The following is a 25337-nucleotide window of genomic DNA, read 5'->3' on the forward strand; positions in this document are numbered from 1 at the left end:
CCGCTGCTCAGTCGCTGGGCAATCCAAGGCTATGCAGATGGGTGATCAACCTTTGCTCAAGTTGATTGAGGTGTGGCAGGTTCAACCGGTGCCTCGCCGCGATTTTGCAAGCATGACCCAATAGATAGCTGATCTCGGTCCGGCGCTGGTTCGCGACGTCCTGGTACATCGAAGAGTAATTGGCGGCGGTCGCGTGAATCACCCGTTCGACTTCCTGTTGAAGGTCCTCGGCTGCTGCTGGCTGACCGCACCGCTCAAGCAACTCGGTCAATTCGACGCAGAGGGTGGCGACTTCGCAGTGGTGTTCCTGCAAACCGCCATTACGGCAATCGTGCAGCACGGTCAGCGGATTGATCGCGCAGTTAAGCGCCAGTTTTCGCCACAACCGGGTCAGAATGTCGGTGCTCCACTCGTGGGGAATACCGGCGGCGCTCACGTCATCCAGCCAGATCGGCGCCACGGGATGCCCGGCATCCCCTAGCCAGGTGTAACCGTGGCCGGCGAATACCACGCGCCAGTCGCCATCGCGAAAGGCGCCTTCGGTGCTTGACGCGCAAATGCAGCGCGCCTGCGGTACCTGTGTGGCGACGGCGTCCTGACTGCCGAGACCATTCTGCAACAGGATCAGCTCGGCGTCGGGGGCCAGGCGCGGTGCCAGTTGGGCCACGGCTTTCTCGGCATCGTAGGCTTTACAGGCCACCAGCAGACGGTTGATCGGTTCACTGTTGTCGGGTGTCTCGGCGGGCACCGGATAGCACTGCGCTTTACCGTGTTCGACCAGCGTCAACCCGCCCGCCGCCTCATACGCCTGCAAGCGTGCAGCGTCCCGCACGATCAGCTTGACCGGCACGCCGGCCCGCGCCAGTCGAGTGGCCCATAAGGTGCCAAGGCTGCCGGCGCCCAGAACATGCCAGGTGGTGGACATCAGCTTTTTGCTCTGTTTGTCGCGCGCATGGGAGGCTCGCAGTGAATGATGGGAAAGACCCGTTATAATCAGCGCGGATTTTAACCGCAAGCCAGGCGTGCTCCATCGTGATCGAGCATGCCCTTTTATTGGAGAGATTACATGCCGTCGTTCGACGTGGTATCCGAACTGGACAAACACGAAGTCACCAACGCGGTCGAGAACGCCGTCAAGGAACTCGATCGTCGTTATGACCTGAAAGGCAAAGGCACCTTCGAGTTCAAGGAAAAGGACCTGACCGTCAACCTGACTGCTGAAGCCGATTTCCAGCTTGAAGCGATGATTGAGATCCTCAAGCTGGCCCTGGTCAAGCGCAAAATCGACGTGCAGTGCCTTGAAGTCAAGGATGCCTATGCGTCGGGCAAACTGATGAAGCAGGAAGCGGTCCTCAAGGAAGGCATCGACAAAGAGCTGGCGAAGAAAATCGTCGCCCATGTCAAAGACGCCAAATTGAAGGTTCAGGCTGCCATTCAGGGTGAGCAGGTGCGCATTACCGGCAAGAAGCGTGACGACTTGCAGGAAGCCATCGCGGCCCTGCGCGCCAAGACTTTCGATATGCCGCTGCAGTTCAACAACTTCCGCGACTGACCTTTCAGGCGGGACCTGTGGGAGCGGGCTTGCTCGCGAAGAGGGCGTATCAGTCGACATCACTGTTGAATGACACACCGCTTTCGCGAGCAAGTCGAATCGTCGCACCGTCGCTCCCACCCGGATTGTGCTTAACCCAGGAGAATGTAGATGGATTTGAATACTGAAGTGGACAACCTGGTCAAGGCGTCTCAAGCCTGGATTCCGATGATCATGGAATACGGCAGCCGCGTGCTGCTGGCGGTCATCACGCTGGCCATCGGCTGGTGGCTGATCAACAAGGTGGCGCAAAAGCTCGGTGGCCTGTTGGCGCTGCGTAACGCCGACCTGGCGCTGCAAGGCTTCATCAGCAGCCTGGCGAACATTATTCTCAAGGTTCTGCTGATCGTCAGCGTGGCATCGATGATCGGCGTGGAAACCACTTCGTTCGTCGCGGCCATCGGTGCGGCAGGTCTGGCCATCGGTCTGGCCCTGCAGGGCAGTCTGGCGAACTTTGCCGGCGGCGTACTGATTCTGTTGTTTCGCCCGTTTCGCATTGGTGACTGGATCGAAGCCCAAGGCGTTGCCGGCACGGTCGACAGCATTCAGATCTTCCACACCGTGCTGCGTACCGGCGATAACAAAACCATCATCGTGCCGAACGGCAACCTGTCGAACGGCATCATCACCAACACTAACCGTCAACCGACGCGCAAAGTTGTGTTTGATGTGGGCGTTGATTACGAAGCGGACTTGCAGAAAGCCCGTCATGTATTGCTGGAACTGGCCCAAGATGAGCGTGTTTTGGCTGATCCGGCACCTCAGGCAGTGATTTCGACACTGGGTGATAGTTCGATCACTGTTTCTCTGCGGGTGTGGGTCAAGACAGCGGATTACTGGGATGTGATGTTCATGTTCAATGAGCAATCCCGTGACCGTTTGAAAACAGCTGGCATCGATATTCCATTTCCGCAACGTGTTATTCGTGTGGTGCAGGAATCTGCGGTGCAGTAAGCAATAAAAAAGGCCCATCCGAAGATGGGCCTTTTTTTGATTACCGCGAACTAACTTTCTGCAATTACAGAATGTTGAGCGGGTAGTCGGTGATCAGGCGGAACTCAGAGATATCGCCTTCGCCTTCGTCAGCATTAGCGGAGTGCCATGCTTGACGGATGCGGAACGACAGATCTTTAGCCGGGCCGGATTGAACTACGTATTTAACTTCCACGTTGGTTTCGTGGTGTTTGCCGTCTGCACCGTACAGACCCGCGTAAGCGCTGCCTGCTGGAGTGTTGGTGCCGTCGATGTCCCAACCTTTCACGTAACGGGTCATGAAGCTCAGACCAGGTACGCCGTATTCGGCCATTTTCAGGTCGTAACGGGCTTGTACCGACTTCTCGCCAGGGGCGTTGAAGTCAGAGTACTGGATGGAGTTGGCGAGGAAGATCGAGTCGCCACCGCGGTTGTTTTTACCCACACCGATGTAGTCGAACGGGGTATCGCCGTTCACTTTCTGGAAGCCCAGGGTCAGGGTATGCGCTTTCAGGAACGAGAAAGCAGCAGCCAGGGAGTAGGCGTTGTTGCTGATTTCGCCTGCTTTAGCGTTACCGGTGTCCTTGGTGTTGTAGTAGTTACCGTCGAAGTTCAGCGACTGATCGCCACCCAGTGGGAGGGTGTAGTTCGCGTTGGCGTAGTACTGGTTCCAGACGTCTTCAAGCTTGGCACCGTAGAGCGAGAAGCTCAGGTTGTCGGTAACGCCATATTTGCCGCCGAAGTAGTCGATGGAGTTGGCTTTCACGCCAGCGTAAGTAGCCCACAGGTCGCCGTCACGGGCGTTGCTGTCCTGGCTGGTCGCCGAGTAGAAGTGGCCGCCTTCGAGGTCAAGGTCTTTGACTTCGCTGCTCTGCAGTTGGATACCGCTGGCAGTTTGGTGAAGGATACGGGAACCGCCAACAGCGAACACCGGAGAGGTGCTTGGCTGCATGTCGCCGACTTTCAGCTCGGTCTTGGAGATGCGGAACTTGGCGGCAGCGCCGGCTTTGCCCTGGCTGTTGTTGACTTCGCCATCACCGTCCACGGACATGTTGCCCGTACCTGCATACTTGTCGGAACCGTCCAGCTTAATGGCCAGTTGGCCCCAAGCTTCAACGCCAACACCGATCAGACCTTGGGTGTAGCCAGAGCTGAACATGCCCTGAATGCCCTGGGTCCAGTCTTTGTCGTCGGTTGCGCCGTCGGTCTTGTTACGGTTGTAGTAGTAGTTGCGAACCAGCAAGTCGAGCTTGCTGTCTTCAACAAAACCTTTGGCTTCTGCCTGGTCGCTTACGAAAGGTGCGGCTACTGCCAACTGAGTACTGGCTGCTGCTGCAACTGCCAGTGCGATCATGCTCCACTTCATCACGCGCATCGTGATTTGCTCCTTTGGTTTTAGAAGAGTACTGCCGTCCCACCTGATTTATTATCTGGGCGGCTCTTTCTTTTTGTGTCGGCGCAAACTTATATCACGCCGACCATGTTGGCGATACTTGCGTATCTAACCTTTCAGCTTCTTTACGACCCTGTCGCAAAAAGCTTGGTAGATGTCGCAAATTTACAGCCTCAATGCAAGCGGGCTGGCAACTTTAGCGTTGTTTTCCAGGGCCTGAGCATCGGTAAAAAGAGTCCCTGGTGAAACGCTTGAATCTCCATCGGGCAACCCTGCCACTGTTTTTATTTGCCTTAAGGCTTCCACTTCCAGCGGACGCTTTAGAGGCGATGTGGGTGTGAATGCAACAAACGTGCACAAATCAGAATCCTGCTGGTTTTTTTTCTGAAAGCCTGCCTGTCGCTGTAAAAGCCTCATAAAACCGGGGTGTTCAAGCACGTTTTGTTCGGGCTTGACGCTTTGGTTTGCATCGTGTTGTACCCTCGTGGTCGACTGCGTGACAACCCCAAACGTTACCGGTTCACCCCGCCAGTGAGTAAATGGCGGATGCCTGACCGATTCAGCGTAGACGCGCTGTGCGGTTTTGGTGCAAAAAATTTTAATCGCTGTACTGAATTCATACAGTGCGGCCGTTTGCCAAATTCGAACGCCTCGTTGTTTATCAGTCAGTTCGGCGATTTTTAAGTGATTGCTGGTTCTGTAATGGTGCGCCCTGAACGAAAATGACTCATGTCGGGGCGCTCGACCGGTCGTTTGTAGTTTTTTGGGTTGGCTTCGACCATGGTTCGTCGTGAAGCCAGCGGCGTTCGCAGGTATGCTGCCGTCCTGTCGCTTGGTGCGCCGTCTCTCGGGATGGGCGCTAAGCTGAAAAATTATGACCAGGCGGGAGTGCGCGCAGTGTTCGCTTTAGATCCACGGCTTCAACAAGACACGTTACCGATCGGGGATTTCCCACTTTGCCGGTTGCTGCTGTCCAATGATTCGAACTACCCCTGGTTCATTCTGGTGCCGCGTTGTGAGGATATCAGTGAGATATTTCAGTTGGGTGTCGCAGATCAACAGCAGCTGTGGCAGGAAACGACCGCACTGGCGGAAATGCTCAAAGACTCGTTCGACGCGGACAAGTTGAATGTCGCGGCCCTGGGTAACGTCGTCAGTCAGTTGCACGTGCATGTGATTGTGCGCAAGCGTGAGGACGCCGCCTGGCCGGCGCCGGTTTGGGGTAAGCACCCGGCAAAACCGTACAGTGCTGAGCAGATCGCAACGATTCGCGAACGGTTGCGCCTGGTATTGACCGAAGATTTCACGTTTCTGGAGGGGTGAATCATGAGCCTGGAAGATCGCGTTACCGATCTGGAAAGTCAGTTGGCATTTCAGGATGACACCATCCAGGCATTGAGTGATGTGCTGGCGACGCAGCAGCGTGCAGTTGAGCGTCTGCAACTGCAAATGGCGGCTTTGCTCAAGCGGCAAGAGGAGATGGCCGGCCAGTTCGAGACGTTTGAAGAAGAAGCGCCACCACCGCACTACTAAGCCGCAGGCAATAAAAAACCGCGAATAGCCAGGCTGTTCGCGGTTTTTTTTAGCCTTGAATCAGCGACGCGGCAGTGCGGCGATCACATCTTCGGCTTGCAGGCCTTTGTCACGATTCATGACGGAGAACTCCACGCGCTGGCCTTCGACCAGGACGCGATGACCTTCGCCACGAATGGCCCGGAAATGCACGAAAATATCGTCGCCGGAATCACGGGAAATAAAGCCGAAGCCTTTGGATGTGTTGAACCACTTTACGGTACCGGTATCGCGGTTGCTCATGTCGTAGCTTGGCGAGGCGGCGGCCGGTGAAGATTTGTAGAAGCTGATGGCCAGGTGCAGAAGAACGGCAATCAGGGCAGCGACCAGGCTGAACAGAACAGCAGGTTGACCGGCAATGACAGGCATCGGCGCGATCAGCGTCAGGGTTTGCAGGACGACGGTCAGAACCAGCAGGGCGCTTACCAGGTTTTGCAGTTGATGACGTGGGCCTTTGTTCCAGTAGGGGATAACAGGAGCGAGGGTGAGGTTGAGCAGGCCGAAAAAGGCCAGGTACAGCGCATCAGGTTGTTGCAGGTAAGGTACGGCTTCGGATCGCAGGCTAGGGATGAAGGACAACAGCAAGGCTGCTGCGCCCATTAGCAGGTGGACAATTTTCAACATTTTGAGTAACTCACGTTAAGACGGATCACAAGGAAGAGCTGATTGAGCACGGTTCGCTTCAGAACAATAAGAGGCGTTGGACACGTACCCGGTACCAGCCTATGCGCAGCCCCCGGAAAATAGGCGGTAGCGACACACTGCCTATTTAACAGCAAAGCCTGCGGCTACTCAAATCAGGCAGTCCAGCGGTGCTCTCAGGGTCGATTTGTCGCAGATAGCCAGAGAATCCGGGGCTGCGGGTGGTCGGCAGGCTTGCTAGAGTGGTCCTGCACCTGTTGGATGAATTTCATCACCTTTAGGGGAAACGCATGGCAATCGACGCGGATGGCGCCCGAGGGGTTTGTTCGCCGCCTGTCTACTCGTAACTTTAAATGTCTTTCTGTTGAATGATATTACGCCCAAGTGTGTAGGAAATTATCTGGAGTAGGACGGTCTCCATGATCGCCCTTCAGTTGTTGGCTTATCCTACGTTGATGGTCATAAAGTCATCTGGATATAACTTTGCGCCTGCGCTTTTATAGAGAAACAGCTTGTTGCTCTAATAAAAAAGCAAGGATGGCAAAGGAGTGTCAACGATATGGATTACGAAGACAGGAGAAGCGAGGGGAGGGTCGGTCCGGTCAAGGAGATAAGGATCGATCCATTTGTCAGCGAATTTGATATGGGCCTGGCCCAGCCTTTATCCCGGTCGGTGCGTTTGAATGGCTTCGCCACCTGCTTGCGGCTTGAACAGGTGTACTGGGATATTTTGGGCGACATGGCCAAGGTCAACTGCTGTTCGGTCAGTGCGCTGTTGTCCCATGTGGACCGCGAGGTGCATTTACGTCACGGCGGGGTCAAGAACTTCACCGGGCTGGTGCGGGTTGTGTGCGTCGTGCACAGCCTGAAGGAAGGCGGCTGCGTCGCCATGCCTTAGCCACAGGGGTGGAATGGGTAGAGTGTCGGTCTGTGCAGTCTTACGGCTGCACAGGCTGCATTTAATGGATATAATCCCGCTCTTTGCCGCAAAACCCAGCGTGTGCGGTAGCAATCTGATCGCCGAGACAACCCCCATGCCGATGTACGACTATCAATGTGCTTCCTGTGGTCATCAGTTGGAAGCCATTCAAAAGATCAGCGCAGCACCGCTGGTCGACTGCCCTGCCTGCCAGGCGCCAGAGCTTAAGAAGATGCTGTCCATGCCGGGCTTCCGCCTTAGCGGCACCGGCTGGTACGAAACCGATTTCAAGACCGGTTCCAAGAAGAATCTGGCCGGCGGCGACAAAGCTGACTAGGGTCTTGAACCTGAGTTGAACGACACGTGCGAGCTCTTGCACCATCTGGCGCCTTTCACAAGGGCAGGATATGAGCAAGGTCTCCAACCGAATTTCGAATTACGAGAAGCGAAACCACTACCATGATGCGCAGCCATTATTGCGGCCAACTGAACGAAAGCCTGGAAGGCCAGGAAATTACCCTTTGCGGATGGGTTCACCGTCGCCGTGACCACGGTGGGGTGATTTTCCTCGATATCCGTGATCGTGACGGTCTGGCCCAGGTGGTGTTCGACCCGGACCGCGCTGAATCCTTCGCCGCCGCCGATCGCGTGCGCAGCGAGTACGTGGTCAAGATCACCGGCAAGGTTCGCCTGCGTCCGGCCGGTGCCACCAACGCCAACATGGCGTCGGGCATGATCGAAGTGCTGGGCTACGAGCTTGAAGTGCTGAACGAGTCGGAAACCCCGCCGTTCCCGCTCAACGAGTTCTCCGACGTCGGCGAAGAAACCCGCCTGCGTTATCGCTTCCTCGACCTGCGTCGCCCGGAAATGCTCGAGAAGCTGCGTCTGCGTTCGCGCATGACTACCAGCATCCGTCGCTTCCTCGACGAGAACGGCTTCCTCGATGTCGAAACGCCGATTCTGACCCGCGCCACGCCAGAAGGCGCTCGCGACTACCTGGTGCCGAGCCGTACTCACGCAGGTAGCTTCTTTGCCTTGCCGCAATCGCCACAGCTGTTCAAGCAGCTGCTGATGGTCGCCGGCTTCGACCGTTACTACCAGATCGCCAAGTGCTTCCGCGACGAAGATCTGCGCGCCGACCGTCAGCCGGAATTCACCCAGATCGACATCGAGACCAGCTTCCTCGATGAAAAAGAGATCATGGGCATCACCGAACAAATGATCCGCAACCTGTTCAAGGAAGTGCTGGACCTGGAGTTCGGCGACTTCCCGCACATGACCTTCGAAGAGGCCATGCGTCGTTACGGTTCCGACAAGCCGGACCTGCGTAACCCACTGGAACTGGTTGACGTTGCCGATCAACTGAAAGAAGTCGACTTCAAGGTGTTCAGCGGCCCTGCCAACGACCCGAAATGCCGCGTTGCCGCCTTGCGCGTTCCAGGCGCGGCGAGCATGCCGCGCAAGCAGATCGACGACTACACCAAGTTCGTCGGCATCTACGGTGCCAAGGGCCTGGCGTACATCAAGGTCAACGAGCGCGCCAAAGGCGTCGAAGGCCTGCAATCGCCGATCGTCAAGAACATCCCTGAAGCCAACCTCAATGTGATCCTTGATCGCGTTGGCGCGGTTGACGGTGACATCGTGTTCTTCGGTGCCGACAAAGCCAAGATCGTCAGCGAAGCCCTGGGCGCGCTGCGGATCAAGGTCGGTAACGATCTGAACCTGCTGACGTGCGAGTGGGCACCGATGTGGGTTGTCGACTTCCCGATGTTCGAAGAGAACGACGACGGTAGCTTCACAGCCTTGCACCACCCATTCACCGCGCCGAAGTGCACCCCGGAAGAACTGGAAGCCAACCCGGCGACCGCGCTGTCCCGAGCCTACGACATGGTACTGAACGGTACCGAGCTGGGTGGCGGTTCGATCCGTATCCACCGCAAGGAAATGCAACAGTCGGTATTCCGTCTGCTGGGTATCAGTGAAGCGGAACAGGAAGAGAAATTCGGCTTCCTGCTCGACGCCCTGAAATACGGCGCGCCGCCGCACGGTGGTCTGGCCTTCGGTCTGGACCGTCTGGTGATGCTGATGACCGGCGCCCAGTCGATCCGTGAAGTGATCGCCTTCCCGAAAACCCAGAGCGCCGCTTGCGTCATGACTCAGGCCCCGGGTGTGGTAGATGCCAAGGCACTGCGCGAATTGCACATTCGTCTGCGCGAAACGCCTAAAGCTGAGTAAGGCTGACCAGAAGGGCGCATCTTCGGATGCGCCCTTTCTTTATAGATTGGTCGAGATTTTTATTTGCTGGCTGGCGCGTCATGGCGTAGCGGGCAATGTTTCAAAAAGAATTCGGAGCGAGATATGGCGGGTCATTCCAAGTGGGCGAACATCAAGCACCGCAAAGAACGTCAGGATGCCAAGAAGGGCAAGATATTCACCAAGTGGATTCGTGAACTGACCGTTGCTGCCCGTCAGGGCGGTGGTGATCCAGGTTCCAACCCGCGTTTGCGTCTGGCGCTGGACAAGGCCCTTGGTGCGAACATGAGCCGCGACATCATTGATCGCGCGGTTGCTCGTGGCGCCGGTGCTGCCGACACCGACGACATGGTCGAGCTGACCTACGAGGGCTACGGCCCGGGCGGTGTGGCGGTGATGGTCGAGTGCATGACCGACAACCGCAACCGCACCGCCGCCGCTGTTCGCCATGCGTTCAGCAAATGCGGCGGCAACCTAGGTACGGACGGTTCGGTGGCCTATCTGTTCGAGCGCAAGGGGCAGGTTTCCTTTGCCCCGGGTGTCGATGAAGATGCGCTGATGGAAGCAGCGATGGAGGCCGATGCCGATGACGTGGTGACCCACGAAGACGGCTCCATCGACGTATTCACCTCGTTCGCCGGTTTCTACTCCGTGCGTAACGCGCTGGAAGCGGCCGGTTTCAAAGGTGATGATGCGGAAATCGTGATGCTGCCGACCACCAGTGCCGAACTGGACCTGGAAGGCGCCGAGAAGGTTCTCAAGTTGATCGACATGCTTGAAGACCTGGATGACGTGCAGAACGTTTACTCCAACGCGGACATTCCAGAGTCGGTAGCTGAGCAGCTCGGTTGATGCATTTATAGAAGATCGCAGCCTTCGGCAGCTCCTACGGTTTACGCTGTACAGGTAGGAGCTGGCGAAGCCTGCGATCTTTTGATTTTCAGGCATCACCCTGAGGTTATCCTCAGGTAACCGCATTCTCTCTTTGCAGGCGTTATGACTTTAATTCTTGGTATCGACCCCGGTTCGCGCATTACCGGTTATGGCGTGGTGCGTGATACCGGGCGTGGTTGCGTGTACGTGGCGTCGGGCTGCATTCGCACAGGTTCCGGCGAGCTGCATGAACGCTTGCAAATCGTCTATCGCGGCGTGCGCGAAGTCATCCAGACCTACGGCCCGGTGACCATGGGCATCGAAAAAGTCTTCATGGCGCGCAACGCCGACTCTGCATTGAAACTTGGCCAGGCCCGCGGCGCAGCCATCGTTGCCGGGGCGGAAGAAAGCCTGGAAATCGCTGAATACACCGCAACACAGGTCAAGCAGGCGGTGACCGGGACCGGCGCGGCGAATAAAGAGCAGGTGCAAATGATGGTCATGCACATGCTGAAACTGACCAGCAAACCGCAAATCGATGCCTCGGACGCCCTGGCCATTGCCATTTGCCATGCTCACACCCGTTCCAGCCTGTTGCCCCATGGCCTGGGTACGGCACGCAGTCGTGGCGGACGCCTGCGTCTCTGATAGCATCAGCAATCATTTTTTATGGGAACGAGGGTTTTGCGCCTGTGTCGTCGGCGCAAAACCCTTGTTCTGTCAGTCGCCAGCACTGATCTGGCCAACGCTCAAGGATCTGAAACGTGATTGGACGCTTGCGCGGCACACTGGCTGAGAAACAGCCGCCGCACCTGATTCTGGATGTAAACGGTCTGGGGTATGAGCTGGAGGTGCCCATGACCACGCTTTATCGCTTGCCGTCGGTCGGTGAACCGCTGACCTTGCATACCCATTTGGTCGTACGCGAAGACGCGCAGTTACTCTATGGCTTCTTTGGCAAGCGCGAGCGAGACTTTTTTCGCGAGTTGATCCGTCTTAATGGTGTAGGACCGAAATTGGCTCTGGCCCTGATGTCGAGCCTGGAAGTCGATGAACTGGTCCGCTGCGTGCAGTCCCAGGACACTTCGGCACTGACCAAGGTGCCGGGCGTGGGCAAGAAGACTGCCGAGCGTTTGCTGGTGGAACTCAAGGACCGGTTCAAGGCCTGGGAAACCGTGCCGGCGATGTTCGCGTTGGTGCCAAACCAGCCGGGTGGGCCAGATGCGCCAGCTCCGGTCGCCACCGCCGAAAATGACGCGGTCAGCGCGCTGATCTCCCTGGGCTATAAGCCGCAGGAAGCCAGCAAGGCGATTTCTGCGATCAAGGAGAAAGGTTTGAGCAGTGAAGACATGATTCGTCGTGCCCTGAAGGGAATGATCTAAGTGATTGAAGCTGATCGTCTGATTACCGCCACACCTGGCCCTCGTGACCGCGAGGAAGTCCAGGATCGGGCGATTCGTCCTGTCAGCCTGGCCGAGTACATTGGCCAGCCGACCGTTCGCGAGCAAATGGAGTTGTTCATCCAGGCTGCCCGTGGGCGCAATGAATCCCTGGACCACACGCTGATTTTCGGCCCGCCGGGTCTGGGTAAAACCACCTTGGCCAACATCATCGCCCAGGAAATGGGGGTCTCGATCAAGAGCACCTCGGGCCCTGTGCTTGAACGCCCGGGTGATCTGGCTGCGCTGCTGACCAATCTTGAGCCGCACGATGTGCTGTTTATCGACGAAATCCATCGGCTCTCACCGATCGTCGAAGAAGTGCTGTACCCGGCCATGGAAGATTTCCAGCTCGACATCATGATCGGCGAAGGGCCAGCCGCGCGCTCGATCAAGCTTGATCTGCCGCCGTTCACCCTGGTCGGTGCAACGACCCGTGCCGGCATGCTGACCAACCCGCTGCGCGACCGGTTTGGGATTGTCCAGCGCCTGGAGTTCTACAACACCGCCGACCTGGCAACGATTGTCAGTCGTTCGGCTAACATCCTCGGCTTGCCCCTGGATCCGGAAGGCGCCTTCGAAATCGCCCGCCGTGCCCGTGGTACGCCGCGGATCGCCAACCGCTTGCTGCGCCGGGTTCGGGATTTCGCCGAAGTGCGCGCCAAGGGCCACATCACCAAACCGATCGCCGACCTGGCCTTGAACCTGCTGGATGTCGACGAGCGTGGTTTCGATCACCAGGATCGACGTTTGTTGTTGACCATGATCGAGAAGTTCGACGGTGGGCCGGTCGGGGTCGACAGCCTCGCCGCAGCCATCAGTGAAGAGCGCCACACTATTGAGGACGTGCTGGAGCCGTACCTGATCCAGCAGGGCTACATCATGCGTACGCCGCGGGGGCGAGTGGTGACCCGGCATGCGTACCTGCACTTCGGTTTAAACATCCCGTCACGATTGGGCGAGATGCCCGTGGTAGACGAGTTCCTCGATGCCGTGGACGATTAATAACCTTTGCGCGCTGATTTATTCGGGGTTTGTGCGGTCCTAGGACCGTACTTTCGCCAGAAAGCCGTGAATCAATGAAAAACAGTTGCCTGGCCGGATTGGCAACCTGAGGAGTAAGCACTAGAGTATGCGCGCGCAAAACGGGCTTGAGTCTTTCGCACTTCGTTGTCGCGTTTATTACGAGGACACCGATGCGGGCGGCATCGTGTATTACGTTAATTACCTCAAGTTTATGGAACGGGCTCGAACCGAGCGGCTCCGGGAGCTGGGCTTTGCCCAATCCCAGCTTGCAGGTGAGGACCTGTTGTTCGTCGTGCATTCCAGCGAAGCGCGTTACCACGCGCCGGCGCGACTGGACGACGAGCTGCTGGTAAGCGCTGAAGTAATCGAATTGAACCGTGTCAGCCTGCGCTTCAAACAGCAGGTCAGGCGAGCCACGGATAATGCGCTGCTCTGCGAAGGGCAGTTTTTGGTGGCCTGTGTGCGCACTAACAGTTTGAAACCCCGGGCCATTCCCGAAGCTCTACGTGCGGCCTTTGCCGACGTGAGCGGCGCGGGTACACACTCAAAGCAGGAGATAAAGCGTGGAAGCTAACGTCGTCGACCATTCCTCCATGTGGAGCCTGGTCAGCAATGCCAGTATCGTGGTGCAACTGGTAATGCTGATCCTGGTAGCCGCATCGGTGACCTCATGGATCATGATCTTTCAGCGCAGCAACCTGCTGCGCGCCGGTCGACGTGCCCTGGAGAGCTTTGAAGAGCGCTTCTGGTCGGGTATCGACCTGTCCAAACTCTACCGTCAGGCCGGTAGCAACCCTGATCCGGATTCGGGTGTAGAGCAGATCTTCCGTGCCGGTTTCAAGGAATTCTCCCGTCTGCGCCAGCAGCCAGGCGTTGATCCGGAAGCGGTCATGGAAGGCGTGGCCCGTGCCATGCGCGTCGCCATTTCCCGCGAAGAAGAAAAGCTCGAGCAGAGCCTGCCGTTCCTCGCGACCGTAGGTTCCGTCAGCCCGTACATCGGTCTGTTCGGTACCGTCTGGGGGATCATGAACTCCTTCCGTGGTCTGGCAACTGCCCAGCAAGCGACCCTGGCCACTGTGGCTCCAGGTATCGCCGAGGCACTGATTGCAACCGCGATCGGTCTGTTCGCCGCCATCCCGGCCGTTATCGCTTACAACCGTTTTGCTGCTCGCAGCGAAACCCTGCTGAGCCGTTACTACACCTTCGCCGACGAATTCCAGGCGATCCTGCACCGCAAAGTGCACACCAGCGAAGAATAAGCAGGTAATTTCCAATGGCTTTAATCGCTCGAGCTCGCAAAAAGCGCAAGCCGGTTGCCGAGATGAACGTGGTGCCTTACATCGACGTGATGCTGGTGCTGCTGGTCATCTTCATGGTGACCGCTCCGATGCTCAATCAGGGCGTGAAAGTTGATCTGCCCAAGGTTTCCAGCGAAGCCTTGCCGCAGGACAACAACACCCAGGTCCTGACCATTTCGATCAAGGCTGACAAGACCTACTACTGGAACCTTGGCAGCGAAGTCGACACCGAAAAACAGCAGGACAAGGCCATGACCTTGCCGCAGATGACCGACGCCGTGACCAAGATCATTCGCGCCGGTACAGAAGGCGGCAAGCGCACCCAGGTGTTCATCCGCGGTGACAAGACCGTTGATTACGGTTCCGTGATGGGTGCCATGGGCGGGTTGCAGAAAGCCGGGGTCGGTAATGTTGGCTTGATTACCGAGGCACCCTGATGCAGCAAATGCGAGAGCCGTCCGCCTCGGAAAGCTACTTCTGGCCTAGTGTCTGGGCGCTTGTCTTGCACGTGCTGGTTTTTGGCATGCTGTTCGTCAGTTTCGCCTTCACGCCCGAACTGCCGCCGGCCAAGCCGATTGTCCAGGCGACCCTGTACCAACTGAAATCGAAAAGTCAGGCGACCACCCAGACCAATCAGAAGATTGCGGGTGAGGCGAAGAAATCCGCCGCGCGCCAGACCGAAGTCGAACAGATGGAGCAGAAGAAGATCGAGCAGGAAGCGATCAAAGCCGCGGAACAAAAGAAGGAAGATGCGGCTCAAAAAGCCGAGGAATCCAAAAAGGCCGACGAGACGAAGAAAGCGGAAGAGGCTAAAAAGGCTGATGAAGCCAAGAAAGCCGATGAAGCGAAGAAGACCGCCGAAGCTAAAAAGGCCGAAGAGAAACAATTGGCTGATATAGCCAAGAAGAAGTCTGAAGAAGAAGCCAAGAAAGCAGCTGAAGAAGAGGCCAAGAAAGCGGCCGCTGAAGAAGCGAAGAAAAAGATCGTCGAAGACGCGAAGAAGAAAGCCGCGGAAGACGCCAAGAAGAAATCTGAAGCTGAAGACGCGAAGAAGAAAGTCGCCGAAGACGCGAAGAAGAAAGCTGCTGCTGATGCTGCGAAGAAAAAATCGCAGGAAGCGGCACGTAAATCCGCCGAAGACAAAAAGGCTCAGGCCCTGGCAGATTTGCTTTCCGACACGCCACAGCGTCAGCAGGCCTTGGCGGATGAGAAGGGTGACGAAGTCGCCGGTAGTTTTGATGATCTGATCCGTGCTCGTGCAGCGGAAGGCTGGGCTCGTCCACCTTCGGCCCGCAAAGGCATGACAGTCGTATTGCAAATCGGCATGTTGCCGGACGGTACGTTGACTTCGGTCAGCGTGGCCAAGTCCAGTGGCGATGGTCCGTTCGACGCTTCGGCTGTAGCAGCGGTGAAGAATATTGGACGTTTGACAGAAATGCAGGGAATGAAGCCGAGCGATTTCGCTCCGTATCGTTCATTCAAGATGACATTCACACCTGAGGATCTAGCCTTGTGAGAAACCTTCTTCGAGGAATGCTTGTCGTTATCTGCTGCCTGGCAGGGATAGCGGCAGCCGATGAAAAAAACATTCTGGTCACCAGCGGCAGTGATCGGGCCACCCCGATCGCAGTCGTACCGTTTGGCAACCAGGGCGGCAGCGTACTGCCGGACGACATGGCCGAAATCATCGGTAACGACCTGCGCAACTCGGGTTACTACTCGCCGATTCCTAAACAGAACATGATCAGCCAGCCAAGCCAGGCCAGCGAAATCATCTTCCGTGACTTCAAGGCGCTGGGCGCCCAGTACGTCATGGTCGGCAGCATTGCTCCTGCGGGCGGTCGCCTGCAGGTCCAATACGCACTGTTCAACGTCGCCACCGAGCAGCAAGTGCTGACCGGCAGCGTGTCGGGTAGCGTCGATCAACTGCGCGACATGTCGCACTACATCGCGGACCAGTCGTTCGAAAAACTTACCGGTATCAAAGGTGCGTTCTCGACTCGTCTGCTGTACGTGACGGCTGAGCGTTTCTCTGAGAAGAACACTCGCTACACGCTGCAACGTTCGGACTATGACGGTGCCCGTGCTGTGACTCTGCTGCAATCGCGCGAGCCGATCCTGTCGCCGCGTTTCGCACCGGATGGCAAGCGCATCGCTTATGTGTCGTTCGAGCAGAAGCGTCCGCGTATCTTCATGCAGAACATCGACACCGGTCGCCGTGAGCAGATCACCAACTTCGAAGGCCTGAATGGCGCGCCAGCATGGTCGCCTGATGGCAATCGTCTGGCATTCGTACTGTCGAAAGATGGCAACCCGGACATCTACGTGATGAACCTGGGTTCGCGTCAGATCACGCGTGTCACTAACGGTCCTGGCATCAACACCGAACCGTTCTGGGGTAAAGATGGTTCGACCATCTATTTCACCTCGGACCGTGGCGGCAAGCCGCAGATCTACAAAACCAGCGCAGGCGGTGGCGGTGCGGAACGTGTGACCTTTATCGGTAACTACAACGCCAACCCTAAACTTTCGGCTGATGAAAAGACCCTGGTGATGATCCATCGTCAGGAAGGTTTCACTAATTTCAAGGTGGCGGCCCAGGATTTGCAGCGCGGAAGCGTAAAAATCCTCACTGATAGCACTCTGGACGAGTCGCCTACTGTTGCGCCCAACGGCACCATGGTAATCTACGCCACCCGCCAGCAGGGCCGGGGAGTCTTGATGCTCGTGTCCATTAATGGACGCGTAAGGCTCCCGCTTCCTACCGCACAAGGCGAAGTCAGAGAACCTTCCTGGTCCCCTTACCTGAACTGACGCGGCGCTACACGTTGTACTTAACACACTGGGGTTCATTAGGAGTTTCACGATGGAAATGCTGAAGTTTGGTAAATTTGCTGCGCTGGCTCTGGCCATGGCTGTAGCTGTAGGTTGCTCGTCCAAAGGCGGCGACAATGCCGGTGAAGGCGCTGTAGATCCAAACGCTGGTTACGGCGCAAACACTGGTGCAGTTGACGGCTCCCTGAGCGAAGAAGCTGCTCTGCGCGCAATCACCACTTTCTACTTCGAATACGACAGCTCGGACCTGAAGCCAGAAGCCATGCGCGCTCTGGACGTTCATGCCAAAGACCTGAAAGCAAACGGCGCTCGCGTTGTTCTGGAAGGCAACACCGACGAACGTGGTACTCGTGAGTACAACATGGCACTGGGCGAGCGTCGTGCGAAAGCCGTTCAGCGTTACCTGGTACTGCAAGGTGTTTCCCCAGCTCAGCTGGAACTGGTTTCCTACGGCGAAGAGCGTCCAGTTGCTACCGGCAACGACGAGCAGTCCTGGGCTCAAAACCGTCGCGTCGAACTGCGTAAGTAATTCGTCATGCGAACGTGCCGTCGTGCTGTAACTGTTTTGGCTCTCAGCCTCGCACCGCTTGCGGTGTGGGCTGCGGTTCCTGTGGTCGATAACGACTCCGGCTATAACAATAGCGGGACTAATAATCCGCCTGCAGGTTACGGTACGAACGGCGCCTATGCCGGGGGAGGGGTTTCGGCCCCTGTCTCGGCACAGGGCGAGCTGTTCAACCAACTGCAATCAATGCAGGAACAGATCTCGCGCCAACAAGGCGTCATCGAAGTTCTGCAAAATGATGTAGCGCGCATGAAGCAAGAGAGCCTGGAGCGATATCAGGATCTTGATCGGCGCATAGGAACCGGCGTTGCACCAGCCGCCACTCCTGATAATTCTTCCACCGGTGGCAGTTTGAATGCCCCCGGTGCAGCAGCGGGCGCAGCCGCGGGGGCGGCAGTCGCTCAAGCACCTGCCGCGGGTAGCGAGCCGGCTGATCCGGCGAAGGAAAAACTGTATTACGATGCAGCCTTCGACCTGATCAAAGCCAAGGATTTCGACAAGGCCAGCCAGGCTTTTACCGCATTCCTGCGCAAGTACCCGAACAGCCAGTACGCGGGCAATGCTCAGTACTGGTTGGGCGAAGTGAACCTGGCCAAAGGCGATCTGCAAGGTGCAGGTCAGGCTTTTGCCAAGGTTTCACAGCTGTACCCCAAGCATCCAAAAGTGCCTGACTCGCTGTACAAACTGGCTGATGTAGAGCGCCGCCTTGGTCATCCCGACAAGGTCAAAGGCATTCTGCAACAGGTCGTGTCCCAATATCCGGGCACTTCCGCCGCTCAGCTGGCCCAGCGTGATCTGCAAAAAATGTAAGGGCTGCTTGACCCGTTTTGAAGAAACCCGCGCTTGTCGCGGTTTTTTTCGTTAGAATTCACGCCCTTTTTATGAAACACGCTTTTTGGGATCTGCGCGATGGCGAGGTTCCTTGAAGTGCCTGACGGAGGCGGACAGCCTGTTTAGCTGTTATGCCCGTGGCGACTATGCAAGACACATTGAGAATCACCGAAGTTTTCTACTCGTTGCAGGGTGAAACGCGGACTGCCGGGCTGCCCACTGTTTTTGTGCGCCTGACCGGTTGCCCATTGCGTTGCCAATACTGCGACAGCGCTTATGCATTCACTGGCGGCACCCTTCGCACGCTCGACGACATCCTGGAGCAAGTGGCCGGTTTTCGTCCGCGTTACGTCTGTGTCACCGGCGGCGAGCCGCTGGCACAACCCAACGCCATCCCATTGCTCAAGCAGTTGTGTGACGCCGGTTACGAGGTCTCGCTGGAAACCAGCGGTGCCCTGGATATCTCGGCGGTCGATCCACGGGTCAGTCGCGTCGTCGACCTGAAAACCCCGGGGTCGAAAGAAGCTCATCGCAACCGCTACGAGAACATCGAACTGCTCACGCGCAACGATCAGGTGAAGTTCGTCATCTGCTCGCGGGAAGACTATGACTGGGCCGTGTCCAAGCTGATCCAGTACGGTCTGGATCAGCGCGCCGGTGAAGTCCTGTTTTCGCCAAGTCACCATGACCTCAATGCTCGGGACCTGGCTGACTGGGTGGTGGCGGACAACCTGCCAGTGCGTCTGCAATTGCAGCTGCATAAATATCTTTGGAATGACGAGCCGGGGCGCTGAAATGACTGAACAACTGAACACTACCGAAAAACGTGCAGTCATCCTGCTGTCCGGCGGCCTTGACTCCGCGACCGTTGTGGCGATGGCTCGTGCTGAAGGTTACAGCTGCTACACCATGAGCTTCGATTATGGTCAGCGGTCTCACGCCGAATTGCACGCCGCCGAACGTGTCGCGCGCGACCTGGGTGTGGTCGAACACAAGGTGATCGGTCTGAACCTGAATGGCATCGGCGGTTCGGCTCTGACCGACAGCAGCATCGACGTGCCGGAAGTGCCGGGTGAAGGTATTCCGGTGACTTACGTGCCGGCGCGCAACACGGTGTTCCTGTCCCTGGCTCTGGGCTGGGCTGAAGTGCTGGGCGCGCGTGACATCTTTATTGGTGTGAACGCCGTGGATTACTCCGGATACCCAGACTGCCGTCCCGTGTTTATTGAGTCTTTCGAGCGCATGGCCAATCTGGCGACGAAGGCCGGTGTAGAGGGGAATGGTTTTCGCATTCAGGCGCCATTGCAGAACCTGAGCAAGGCGCAAATTGTCCAGGTAGGCGTGAAGCTGGGTGTCGATTATGGGCTGACTGTTTCCTGCTATCAGGCCGATGATAACGGTCGCGCTTGCGGCAAATGCGACAGCTGCCGCCTGCGTGCAGAAGGCTTTGCGGCAGCCGGAATCAGCGACCCGACACCTTATTTTTGATTTATTTCAAATTAGGTGTTGAATAGTCCTTAAAAATCAGTATTATACGCGCCACCACACAGCGGGTCGTTAGCTCAGTTGGTAGAGCAGTTGGCTTTTAACCAATTGGTCGTAGGTTCGAATCCCACACGACCCACCATTTTTGTAGCAGTTTTAAAAGTCTGGAAGGCCCACGCAAGTGAGGATTTCCGGATTTTTTTTTGCCCGCGATTTGAGCCCGCCCATTGCGGGGCTGCACCGCGTGACGCAGGTCAGAATCATCTTTTGCATCCACGGGATATTCTGTAGCCTTGCGCAGCTTCAATGTTGTCCGTGCCTGATGATACTCACTCTCCCGGCGGTACCCTGAAGGGTCCGGAGCCGGGTGTATACTCGACTTTCGCGCGAAAGCGCCTGCAGGTCTTGCGAACATGACGCAGATTTCCGAACGCCTTCTGGTTCAAGCCCACCTCGACGCCAAGCAGCCCAAGCCGCTGACCGCCGAGGAGGAGGCCTATTACCGTGCCGCCATCGCTGCCGAGCTCAAGGCTCAGGACGCGGTGCTGGTTGCTCACTTCTATTGCGATCCGGTCATTCAGGCCCTGGCCGAAGAAACCGGAGGCTGTGTCTCCGACTCGCTGGAGATGGCCCGCTTCGGCAATGCTCACCCGGCCAAGACCGTGGTGGTCGCCGGTGTGAAGTTCATGGGCGAGACCGCCAAAATCCTCAACCCTGAAAAACGCATCCTGATGCCAACCCTGGAAGCCACCTGCTCGCTGGACCTGGGTTGCCCGGTGGACGAGTTCTCGGCGTTCTGCGATCAGCACCCGGAACGTACCGTGGTGGTGTATGCCAACACGTCTGCGGCGGTCAAAGCCCGGGCGGATTGGGTGGTGACGTCCAGCTGCGCGCTGGAAATCGTCGAAAGCCTGATGGATAACGGCGAGACCATCATCTGGGGCCCGGACAAACACCTGGGCACCTACATCCAGCGCCAGACCGGCGCGGACATGCTGCTGTGGGACGGTGCCTGTATCGTTCACGAAGAGTTCAAGTCCAAGCAGCTCGAAGACATGAAGGCGCTGTACCCGGACGCAGCGATTCTGGTGCATCCGGAGTCGCCGACGTCGGTGATCGAGTTGGCGGATGCCGTCGGCTCTACCAGTCAGTTGATTGCGGCAGCGCAGAGCCTGCCGAACAAGACCTTTATCGTCGCCACTGATCGCGGCATCTTCTACAAGATGCAGCAGCTGTGCCCGGACAAGGTCTTCATCGAGGCGCCAACGGCCGGTAACGGCGCAGCATGCCGTAGTTGCGCACATTGCCCGTGGATGGCGATGAATACCCTTGAGCGCACGCTCAAGAGCTTGAAGGAAGGGACTAACGAGATCTTTGTCGATCCCGCGCTGATTCCACAAGCGATTCGGCCGCTCAAACGCATGCTCGACTTCACGCAGGCAGCACGAATGAAATTGGCCGGCAACGCATGATTCGCCGTCAGTGAGCCAAAAAAAACGCCCCGATTTGATCGGGGCGTTTTTGCATCTGCTGGATTACTTGGTTTTCTTTGGGATCCGCACGAGCTGGGTATTGGAGTACATGTCATGCCAGCTACGTTTTTGTTTGTCGAACAGCGACCAGAAGAAACCCAGACCGACGCACAGCAAGGATGCGATCGACACCACAAAGCGCAGCAACGCCTGCCACAGGCTGATGGATGAACCGTCGGCGTTTTGCACGCGTATGCACCAGACCTGCATGCCCAAGGTCTGGCCGGACCAGGTCCAGAATTTGGCGAAGAAGCCGAACAGCACAAACAGCAGCACCGTCGATAGCAACGGATCACCGTCCAGCGCGCCAGCTTCGGTCAGGCTGCGCATTTTGTCTTCGCCGATGATCGCCATCTGGATCATCTTGTAAATGCCGCTGGTGACGATCAGCAGGGCGGTACACAGCAAGAAGTCGTAGAACATCGCTGCCAGGCGGCGACCCAGGCTCACGGCGGGAAAGTCGCCCTCGGGTTTGAGCAGGTGTTTCGACATGGCAGCCTCTGGACGGAAAAAAGAAGCCATTTTACGGATTTACGCGCACAAAAAAGCCCCTGATGTCAGCATCAGGGGCTTTTTCGTTACAGAAGATTAACCTTCTGCTTGTACCTCGTCAGCCTGCATGCCTTTCTGGCCTTGCACAGCAACGAAAGTCACTTTTTGGCCTTCTTTCAGGCTCTTGAAGCCGTTGCCCTGAATAGCGCGGAAGTGCACGAACAGATCCGGACCGCTTTCTGGAGTGATAAAACCAAAACCTTTCTCGTCGTTAAACCACTTGACGGTACCGCTCTGACGTGTGGACATTTCTTATTCCTTTGACGCGAAAAATTAATGACAGTCTCCTTCTTTTGAAAGAGTACTGGGGCTGGTTGCAGGAGAGTAAGAAGACGTCGAACGGGATGTAGCTAACTTGTAGGCTACTGCCCAGGTCACGATTCCAAGCGACCCATGCAAACACAGTGAACAAACTCTACGCCAACTACGGGAGAAAAAACAAGCCCTGTGGAGGGCCCGGATTTGCTCGCGCTGAGGCGTTTATGCCGCAACTAGTGTTGGCTTATGCAATCGCTGTGTTCAATTGTTTTCGATCGTTATAAGCAACGTTCATAACCGAAGCTTGCAGGTAAAGTGATGCACTGTTTTATGGCGGTTGCGTTACACATTAGTGCGCTGTTAACGCAACCGCGTTACTTATAGAAACAGTCAATCAGCCGCGGTAGTAGCGTTGTGGAACAAATGGCATTTTGCTTACAAGCAAAGGCACCTTTTTCCCACGAACAATCGCCCATACCGGCGTATCGAGAGCGATATAAGCACTGTCGACGTAACCCATCGCCAAAGGGCCGCCAAGGGTCGGACCGAAGCCGCCACTGCAAACCGCACCAATGATGTCGCCTGCTTCATTGACGATCTCTGCGCCTTCGCGCACCGGCGTACGTTCCTGAGGCAACAGGCCTACGCGCTTGCGGCTGACCCCGGCTTGTTGCTGTCCGAATACGGTTTCTGCGCCAGGGAAGCCGCCGGCACGTGCGCCATCAGCGCGACGAGGCTTGGAGATGGCCCACAGCAGGCTTGCTTCAATCGGGGTGGTCTCGGTGTTCATGTCGTGGCCGTAGAGGCACAGGCCGGCTTCCAGACGCAGGGAGTCGCGAGCGCCAAGGCCGATGGCCGCCACTTCAGGTTCGGCCAGCAGGGCGCGAGCCAGGGCTTCGGCGTTGGCGGCCGGCACGGAGATTTCGTAACCGTCTTCACCGGTATAGCCCGAGCGGCTGACAAAGCAGTCCACGCCCAGCAGTTTCACGCGGGCGAACTGCATGAAGGTCATCTTCGCGACTTCAGGCGCCAGGCGCGCGAGCACGGTGACGGCGGCCGGACCTTGCAGCGCCAACAGTGCGCGCTCTTCAAACAGCGGCTCGATCGTGCACTGGTCGCCGATGTGTTCGCGCAGATGCGCCAGGTCTTGATCCTTGCAGGCGGCGTTGACCACCAGGAACAGTTCGTCGTTACCCAGGTTGGCAACCATCAGGTCGTCGAGGATGCCGCCGGTCTCGTTGGTGAACATCGCGTAACGTTGCATGCCCACCGGCAGGTCGATGATGTCCACCGGTACCAGTGTTTCCATCGCCTTGGCGGCATTGGCGCCGGTCAGGCGGATCTGGCCCATGTGCGAGACATCGAACAGCCCGGCCTGATCACGGGTGTGCTGGTGTTCTTTCATCACGCCGAGCGGGTATTGCACTGGCATGTCGTAGCCGGCAAACGGCACCATGCGGGCGCCGAGTTCGATGTGCAGTGCGTGCAGCGGGGTTTTCGACAGTTGTTCGGTGGACATATTCAGCTCCTGAAAAAGTGTGCAGATGCGCGTAAGCATCAGCACTCGATAATGTTGACCGCCAAACCGCCACGGGCGGTTTCCTTGTATTTGCTTTTCATGTCGGCGCCGGTCTGGCGCATGGTGCGGATGACCTTGTCGAGTGAGACGAAGTGTTGACCGTCGCCACGCAGGGCCATGCGCACCGCATTGATTGCCTTGACCGACCCCATGGCGTTGCGTTCGATGCAAGGCACTTGCACCAGCCCGCCAATCGGGTCGCAGGTCAGGCCGAGGTTGTGTTCCATGCCGATTTCGGCGGCGTTTTCCACTTGCTGTACGGTGCCGCCAAGCACTTCGCACAAAGCACCGGCCGCCATGGAGCAAGCCACGCCGACCTCACCCTGGCAGCCGACTTCTGCGCCGGAGATCGAGGCGTTTTCTTTATAGAGAATGCCGATCGCGGCCGCGGTCAGCAGAAAACGCACGACGCCGTCTTCGTTGGCGCCGGGGATGAAACGCATGTAGTAATGCAAAACAGCGGGGACGATCCCTGCTGCACCGTTCGTAGGCGCAGTTACCACGCGCCCGCCGTTGGCGTTTTCTTCGTTGACCGCCAGGGCGTAGAGGTTGACCCAGTCCAGTACCGACAGCGGATCGCGCAGTGAAGACTCCGGGTTCTTGCACAGTTGCCGATGCAGCGCGGCTGCCCGACGTTTGACCTTCAAACCACCAGGGAGGATGCCTTCGTTGCGACAACCGGCGTCGACGCAGTCCTGCATCACTTGCCAGATCTTCAGCAGGCCGGCGCGGGTTTCCGCTTCCGGGCGCCAGGCGCTTTCGTTGGTCAGCATCACCTGGCTGATGGACAAGCCGTAGGTGGTGCAGTGACCGAGCAAGTCCTTGGCGCTTTTGAACGGGAAGGTCAGTGGTGTGGCGTCTTCGACGATCCGGTCGGCGCCGGCGGCGTCTTCATCGACCACAAAACCACCGCCGACCGAATAGTACTCGCGGCTGCGGATTTGTATGCCCGCCGCATCGAAGGCGCGAAAGATCATGCCGTTGGGGTGATAGGCCAACGGTTTGCGAATCATCGCCAAATGTTCTTTCTCATTGAACGCAATGCTGTGTTCGCCGAGCAGGTTCAAGCGACCATTGCCACGAATCTCTTGCAGGCGTGCGGCGACGGTTTCGGTGTTCACGGTATCCGGGTGTTCGCCTTCCAGGCCCAGCAACACAGCCTTGTCGCTGCCGTGGCCTTTACCGGTGGCGCCGAGTGATCCATAGAGCTCGACTTTGACGCAGGTGGTCACGGCCAGCAGCCCTTCACGGCGCAAACCTTCGGCGAAACGTGCCGCAGCACGCATCGGGCCGACGGTGTGGGAGCTGGAGGGGCCGATGCCAATCTTGAACAGGTCGAACACGCTTAAAGACATGGTTGTTCTCCGGTTTCTTGTTATAGGAATTCGCGGAATCAGGTGTTTTGCACAGGCCCCTGTGGGAGCGAGCTTGCTCGCGATAGCAGACTGACATTCACCATCAATGTCGACTGAAAGACCGCTATCGCGAGCAAGCTCGCTCCCACAGGGTTTTGTGGTGTTCTTGAGTGGGGCGGGATTAACCGCCCCACACTGTTTTAAGCGTAGCTTTCGATCGACGGGCAGGCGCAGATCAGGTTGCGGTCGCCAAACACGTTGTCGACGCGACCGACCGGTGGCCAGTACTTGCCTTCGATCAGCGACGCAACCGGATACACCGCTTGCTCACGGCTGTACGGATGCGTCCACTCGCCGACGATTTCCG

General features: G+C 57.3%; 29 protein-coding genes and 1 tRNA gene. 22 read left to right on the forward strand and 8 right to left on the reverse strand.

The window, feature by feature from the left end:
- Positions 1 to 7 precede the first annotated feature (7 nt).
- Positions 8 to 925 carry a putative 2-dehydropantoate 2-reductase gene (locus tag MO767_RS28760; RefSeq protein ID WP_282483283.1) on the reverse strand — a complete coding sequence of 306 codons (918 nt, stop codon included), beginning with the start codon at positions 923 to 925 and terminating at the stop codon, positions 8 to 10.
- A gap of 141 nt (positions 926 to 1066) precedes the next feature.
- On the opposite strand from MO767_RS28760, the gene MO767_RS28765 reads away from it, so the two are divergent.
- Positions 1067 to 1552 carry a YajQ family cyclic di-GMP-binding protein gene (locus tag MO767_RS28765; protein WP_007906601.1) on the forward strand — a complete coding sequence of 162 codons (486 nt, stop codon included), beginning with the start codon at positions 1067 to 1069 and terminating at the stop codon, positions 1550 to 1552.
- 150 nt (positions 1553 to 1702) lie between these two features.
- A complete protein-coding gene (locus MO767_RS28770) occupies positions 1703 to 2545 on the forward strand; it encodes a mechanosensitive ion channel family protein (RefSeq protein WP_282483284.1) in 843 nt (280 codons plus the stop codon).
- Between the two features lie 64 nt (positions 2546 to 2609).
- Here MO767_RS28770 and MO767_RS28775 read toward each other — a convergent pair whose 3' ends face one another.
- A complete protein-coding gene (locus tag MO767_RS28775) occupies positions 2610 to 3938 on the reverse strand; it encodes an OprD family porin (RefSeq protein ID WP_282483285.1) in 1329 nt (442 codons plus the stop codon).
- A gap of 183 nt (positions 3939 to 4121) precedes the next feature.
- Positions 4122 to 4394: a hypothetical protein gene (locus tag MO767_RS28780; protein ID WP_282483286.1), complete on the reverse strand. Its 273-nt coding sequence runs from the start codon at positions 4392 to 4394 to the stop codon at positions 4122 to 4124.
- Positions 4395 to 4853: 459 nt separating this feature from the next.
- Between MO767_RS28780 and MO767_RS28785 the strand changes: the two genes are divergently transcribed.
- On the forward strand, positions 4854 to 5279 hold the full coding sequence (locus tag MO767_RS28785) for an HIT domain-containing protein (RefSeq protein ID WP_282483297.1): 426 nt from the start codon (positions 4854 to 4856) through the stop codon (positions 5277 to 5279).
- A 3-nt stretch (positions 5280 to 5282) separates the two neighbouring features.
- Positions 5283 to 5489 carry a SlyX family protein gene (locus MO767_RS28790; protein WP_056741397.1) on the forward strand — a complete coding sequence of 69 codons (207 nt, stop codon included), beginning with the start codon at positions 5283 to 5285 and terminating at the stop codon, positions 5487 to 5489.
- 60 nt (positions 5490 to 5549) lie between these two features.
- Here MO767_RS28790 and MO767_RS28795 read toward each other — a convergent pair whose 3' ends face one another.
- Positions 5550 to 6152, reverse strand: a complete 603-nt coding sequence (locus tag MO767_RS28795; RefSeq protein WP_008147390.1) for a cold-shock protein — start codon at positions 6150 to 6152, stop codon at positions 5550 to 5552.
- A gap of 577 nt (positions 6153 to 6729) precedes the next feature.
- On the opposite strand from MO767_RS28795, the gene MO767_RS28800 reads away from it, so the two are divergent.
- The 18 genes from MO767_RS28800 (at position 6730) to nadA (ending at position 21166) form a co-directional block, all read left to right on the forward strand.
- A complete protein-coding gene (locus MO767_RS28800; RefSeq protein WP_282483287.1) occupies positions 6730 to 7068 on the forward strand; it encodes a ribbon-helix-helix domain-containing protein in 339 nt (112 codons plus the stop codon).
- A gap of 136 nt (positions 7069 to 7204) precedes the next feature.
- Entirely contained in the window at positions 7205 to 7426 is a 222-nt protein-coding gene (locus MO767_RS28805) for a zinc ribbon domain-containing protein (protein ID WP_010457489.1), read from the forward strand.
- Positions 7427 to 7548: 122 nt separating this feature from the next.
- On the forward strand, positions 7549 to 9324 hold the full coding sequence (gene aspS, locus MO767_RS28810) for an aspartate--tRNA ligase (RefSeq protein ID WP_282483288.1): 1776 nt from the start codon (positions 7549 to 7551) through the stop codon (positions 9322 to 9324).
- Positions 9325 to 9447: 123 nt separating this feature from the next.
- Complete coding sequence (locus tag MO767_RS28815) at positions 9448 to 10194, forward strand: YebC/PmpR family DNA-binding transcriptional regulator (protein WP_282483289.1); 747 nt, start codon at positions 9448 to 9450, stop codon at positions 10192 to 10194.
- A gap of 144 nt (positions 10195 to 10338) precedes the next feature.
- Positions 10339 to 10863, forward strand: coding sequence for a crossover junction endodeoxyribonuclease RuvC (gene ruvC, locus MO767_RS28820; RefSeq protein ID WP_008147379.1), 525 nt, complete (start codon positions 10339 to 10341; stop codon positions 10861 to 10863).
- 116 nt (positions 10864 to 10979) lie between these two features.
- Complete coding sequence (ruvA, locus tag MO767_RS28825; protein WP_007897033.1) at positions 10980 to 11597, forward strand: Holliday junction branch migration protein RuvA; 618 nt, start codon at positions 10980 to 10982, stop codon at positions 11595 to 11597.
- Entirely contained in the window at positions 11598 to 12659 is a 1062-nt protein-coding gene (gene ruvB, locus MO767_RS28830; RefSeq protein ID WP_046049660.1) for a Holliday junction branch migration DNA helicase RuvB, read from the forward strand.
- 127 nt (positions 12660 to 12786) lie between these two features.
- Positions 12787 to 13254 carry a tol-pal system-associated acyl-CoA thioesterase gene (ybgC, locus tag MO767_RS28835; RefSeq protein WP_282483290.1) on the forward strand — a complete coding sequence of 156 codons (468 nt, stop codon included), beginning with the start codon at positions 12787 to 12789 and terminating at the stop codon, positions 13252 to 13254.
- Positions 13244 to 13939, forward strand: a complete 696-nt coding sequence (gene tolQ / locus MO767_RS28840) for a protein TolQ (protein ID WP_046049659.1) — start codon at positions 13244 to 13246, stop codon at positions 13937 to 13939. The genes ybgC and tolQ overlap by 11 nt, the downstream gene beginning before the upstream one ends.
- 23 nt (positions 13940 to 13962) lie before the next feature.
- On the forward strand, positions 13963 to 14415 hold the full coding sequence (tolR, locus tag MO767_RS28845) for a protein TolR (RefSeq protein WP_161807482.1): 453 nt from the start codon (positions 13963 to 13965) through the stop codon (positions 14413 to 14415).
- The gene (gene tolA, locus MO767_RS28850; protein ID WP_282483291.1) at positions 14415 to 15494 is read left to right on the forward strand and encodes a cell envelope integrity protein TolA; all 1080 of its coding nucleotides are present in this window, start codon (positions 14415 to 14417) and stop codon (positions 15492 to 15494) included. The genes tolR and tolA overlap by 1 nt, the downstream gene beginning before the upstream one ends.
- Positions 15495 to 15511: 17 nt before the next feature.
- Positions 15512 to 16792: a Tol-Pal system beta propeller repeat protein TolB gene (gene tolB / locus MO767_RS28855; protein WP_162842877.1), complete on the forward strand. Its 1281-nt coding sequence runs from the start codon at positions 15512 to 15514 to the stop codon at positions 16790 to 16792.
- 52 nt (positions 16793 to 16844) lie between these two features.
- Entirely contained in the window at positions 16845 to 17342 is a 498-nt protein-coding gene (gene pal / locus MO767_RS28860) for a peptidoglycan-associated lipoprotein Pal (protein ID WP_003178634.1), read from the forward strand.
- A gap of 6 nt (positions 17343 to 17348) precedes the next feature.
- Positions 17349 to 18188, forward strand: coding sequence for a tol-pal system protein YbgF (ybgF, locus tag MO767_RS28865; RefSeq protein ID WP_282483292.1), 840 nt, complete (start codon positions 17349 to 17351; stop codon positions 18186 to 18188).
- A 167-nt stretch (positions 18189 to 18355) separates the two neighbouring features.
- On the forward strand, positions 18356 to 19003 hold the full coding sequence (gene queE / locus MO767_RS28870) for a 7-carboxy-7-deazaguanine synthase QueE (protein ID WP_074880837.1): 648 nt from the start codon (positions 18356 to 18358) through the stop codon (positions 19001 to 19003).
- Between the two features lies 1 nt (position 19004).
- Positions 19005 to 19697, forward strand: a complete 693-nt coding sequence (queC, locus tag MO767_RS28875) for a 7-cyano-7-deazaguanine synthase QueC (RefSeq protein WP_282483293.1) — start codon at positions 19005 to 19007, stop codon at positions 19695 to 19697.
- Between the two features lie 63 nt (positions 19698 to 19760).
- Positions 19761 to 19836 (forward strand) — tRNA-Lys (locus MO767_RS28880).
- Between the two features lie 271 nt (positions 19837 to 20107).
- Positions 20108 to 21166, forward strand: coding sequence for a quinolinate synthase NadA (gene nadA / locus MO767_RS28885; protein WP_008146918.1), 1059 nt, complete (start codon positions 20108 to 20110; stop codon positions 21164 to 21166).
- A gap of 63 nt (positions 21167 to 21229) precedes the next feature.
- Here the strand turns inward: nadA and MO767_RS28890 are convergent, their stop codons facing one another.
- The 4 genes from MO767_RS28890 to MO767_RS28905 all read right to left on the reverse strand — a co-directional run bounded on the left by MO767_RS28890 (position 21230) and on the right by MO767_RS28905 (position 24970).
- Positions 21230 to 21718: an RDD family protein gene (locus MO767_RS28890; protein ID WP_282483294.1), complete on the reverse strand. Its 489-nt coding sequence runs from the start codon at positions 21716 to 21718 to the stop codon at positions 21230 to 21232.
- 96 nt (positions 21719 to 21814) lie between these two features.
- A complete protein-coding gene (locus tag MO767_RS28895; RefSeq protein ID WP_003237709.1) occupies positions 21815 to 22027 on the reverse strand; it encodes a cold-shock protein in 213 nt (70 codons plus the stop codon).
- Positions 22028 to 22430: 403 nt separating this feature from the next.
- On the reverse strand, positions 22431 to 23555 hold the full coding sequence (gene gcvT, locus MO767_RS28900) for a glycine cleavage system aminomethyltransferase GcvT (protein WP_282483295.1): 1125 nt from the start codon (positions 23553 to 23555) through the stop codon (positions 22431 to 22433).
- 38 nt (positions 23556 to 23593) lie between these two features.
- Positions 23594 to 24970 carry an L-serine ammonia-lyase gene (locus MO767_RS28905; protein ID WP_282483296.1) on the reverse strand — a complete coding sequence of 459 codons (1377 nt, stop codon included), beginning with the start codon at positions 24968 to 24970 and terminating at the stop codon, positions 23594 to 23596.
- Between the last annotated feature and the right edge of the window lie 367 nt (positions 24971 to 25337).

The organism is Pseudomonas sp. UYIF39 (assembly GCF_029963765.1).
GTDB lineage: Bacteria > Pseudomonadota > Gammaproteobacteria > Pseudomonadales > Pseudomonadaceae > Aquipseudomonas.

Bases quoted from the DNA above. Each gene is read 5' to 3' on its own strand.
- queE (WP_074880837.1), top strand. From the start codon at position 18,356: ATGCAAGACACATTGAGAATCACCGAAGTTTTCTACTCGTTGCAGGGT.
- MO767_RS28800 (WP_282483287.1), top strand. From the start codon at position 6,730: ATGGATTACGAAGACAGGAGAAGCGAGGGGAGGGTCGGTCCGGTCAAG.
- ybgC (WP_282483290.1), top strand. From the start codon at position 12,787: ATGCGCGCGCAAAACGGGCTTGAGTCTTTCGCACTTCGTTGTCGCGTT.
- tolA (WP_282483291.1), top strand. From the start codon at position 14,415: ATGCAGCAAATGCGAGAGCCGTCCGCCTCGGAAAGCTACTTCTGGCCT.
- MO767_RS28760 (WP_282483283.1), bottom strand. From the start codon at position 925: ATGTCCACCACCTGGCATGTTCTGGGCGCCGGCAGCCTTGGCACCTTA.
- MO767_RS28890 (WP_282483294.1), bottom strand. From the start codon at position 21,718: ATGTCGAAACACCTGCTCAAACCCGAGGGCGACTTTCCCGCCGTGAGC.
- tolB (WP_162842877.1), top strand. From the start codon at position 15,512: ATGCTTGTCGTTATCTGCTGCCTGGCAGGGATAGCGGCAGCCGATGAA.
- queC (WP_282483293.1), top strand. From the start codon at position 19,005: ATGACTGAACAACTGAACACTACCGAAAAACGTGCAGTCATCCTGCTG.
- MO767_RS28815 (WP_282483289.1), top strand. From the start codon at position 9,448: ATGGCGGGTCATTCCAAGTGGGCGAACATCAAGCACCGCAAAGAACGT.
- aspS (WP_282483288.1), top strand. From the start codon at position 7,549: ATGATGCGCAGCCATTATTGCGGCCAACTGAACGAAAGCCTGGAAGGC.
- MO767_RS28775 (WP_282483285.1), bottom strand. From the start codon at position 3,938: ATGCGCGTGATGAAGTGGAGCATGATCGCACTGGCAGTTGCAGCAGCA.
- MO767_RS28795 (WP_008147390.1), bottom strand. From the start codon at position 6,152: ATGTTGAAAATTGTCCACCTGCTAATGGGCGCAGCAGCCTTGCTGTTG.
- MO767_RS28905 (WP_282483296.1), bottom strand. From the start codon at position 24,970: ATGTCTTTAAGCGTGTTCGACCTGTTCAAGATTGGCATCGGCCCCTCC.
- MO767_RS28770 (WP_282483284.1), top strand. From the start codon at position 1,703: ATGGATTTGAATACTGAAGTGGACAACCTGGTCAAGGCGTCTCAAGCC.
- MO767_RS28765 (WP_007906601.1), top strand. From the start codon at position 1,067: ATGCCGTCGTTCGACGTGGTATCCGAACTGGACAAACACGAAGTCACC.
- MO767_RS28805 (WP_010457489.1), top strand. From the start codon at position 7,205: ATGCCGATGTACGACTATCAATGTGCTTCCTGTGGTCATCAGTTGGAA.
- ruvC (WP_008147379.1), top strand. From the start codon at position 10,339: ATGACTTTAATTCTTGGTATCGACCCCGGTTCGCGCATTACCGGTTAT.
- pal (WP_003178634.1), top strand. From the start codon at position 16,845: ATGGAAATGCTGAAGTTTGGTAAATTTGCTGCGCTGGCTCTGGCCATG.
- MO767_RS28790 (WP_056741397.1), top strand. From the start codon at position 5,283: ATGAGCCTGGAAGATCGCGTTACCGATCTGGAAAGTCAGTTGGCATTT.
- nadA (WP_008146918.1), top strand. From the start codon at position 20,108: ATGACGCAGATTTCCGAACGCCTTCTGGTTCAAGCCCACCTCGACGCC.
- gcvT (WP_282483295.1), bottom strand. From the start codon at position 23,555: ATGTCCACCGAACAACTGTCGAAAACCCCGCTGCACGCACTGCACATC.
- MO767_RS28895 (WP_003237709.1), bottom strand. From the start codon at position 22,027: ATGTCCACACGTCAGAGCGGTACCGTCAAGTGGTTTAACGACGAGAAA.
- ybgF (WP_282483292.1), top strand. From the start codon at position 17,349: ATGCGAACGTGCCGTCGTGCTGTAACTGTTTTGGCTCTCAGCCTCGCA.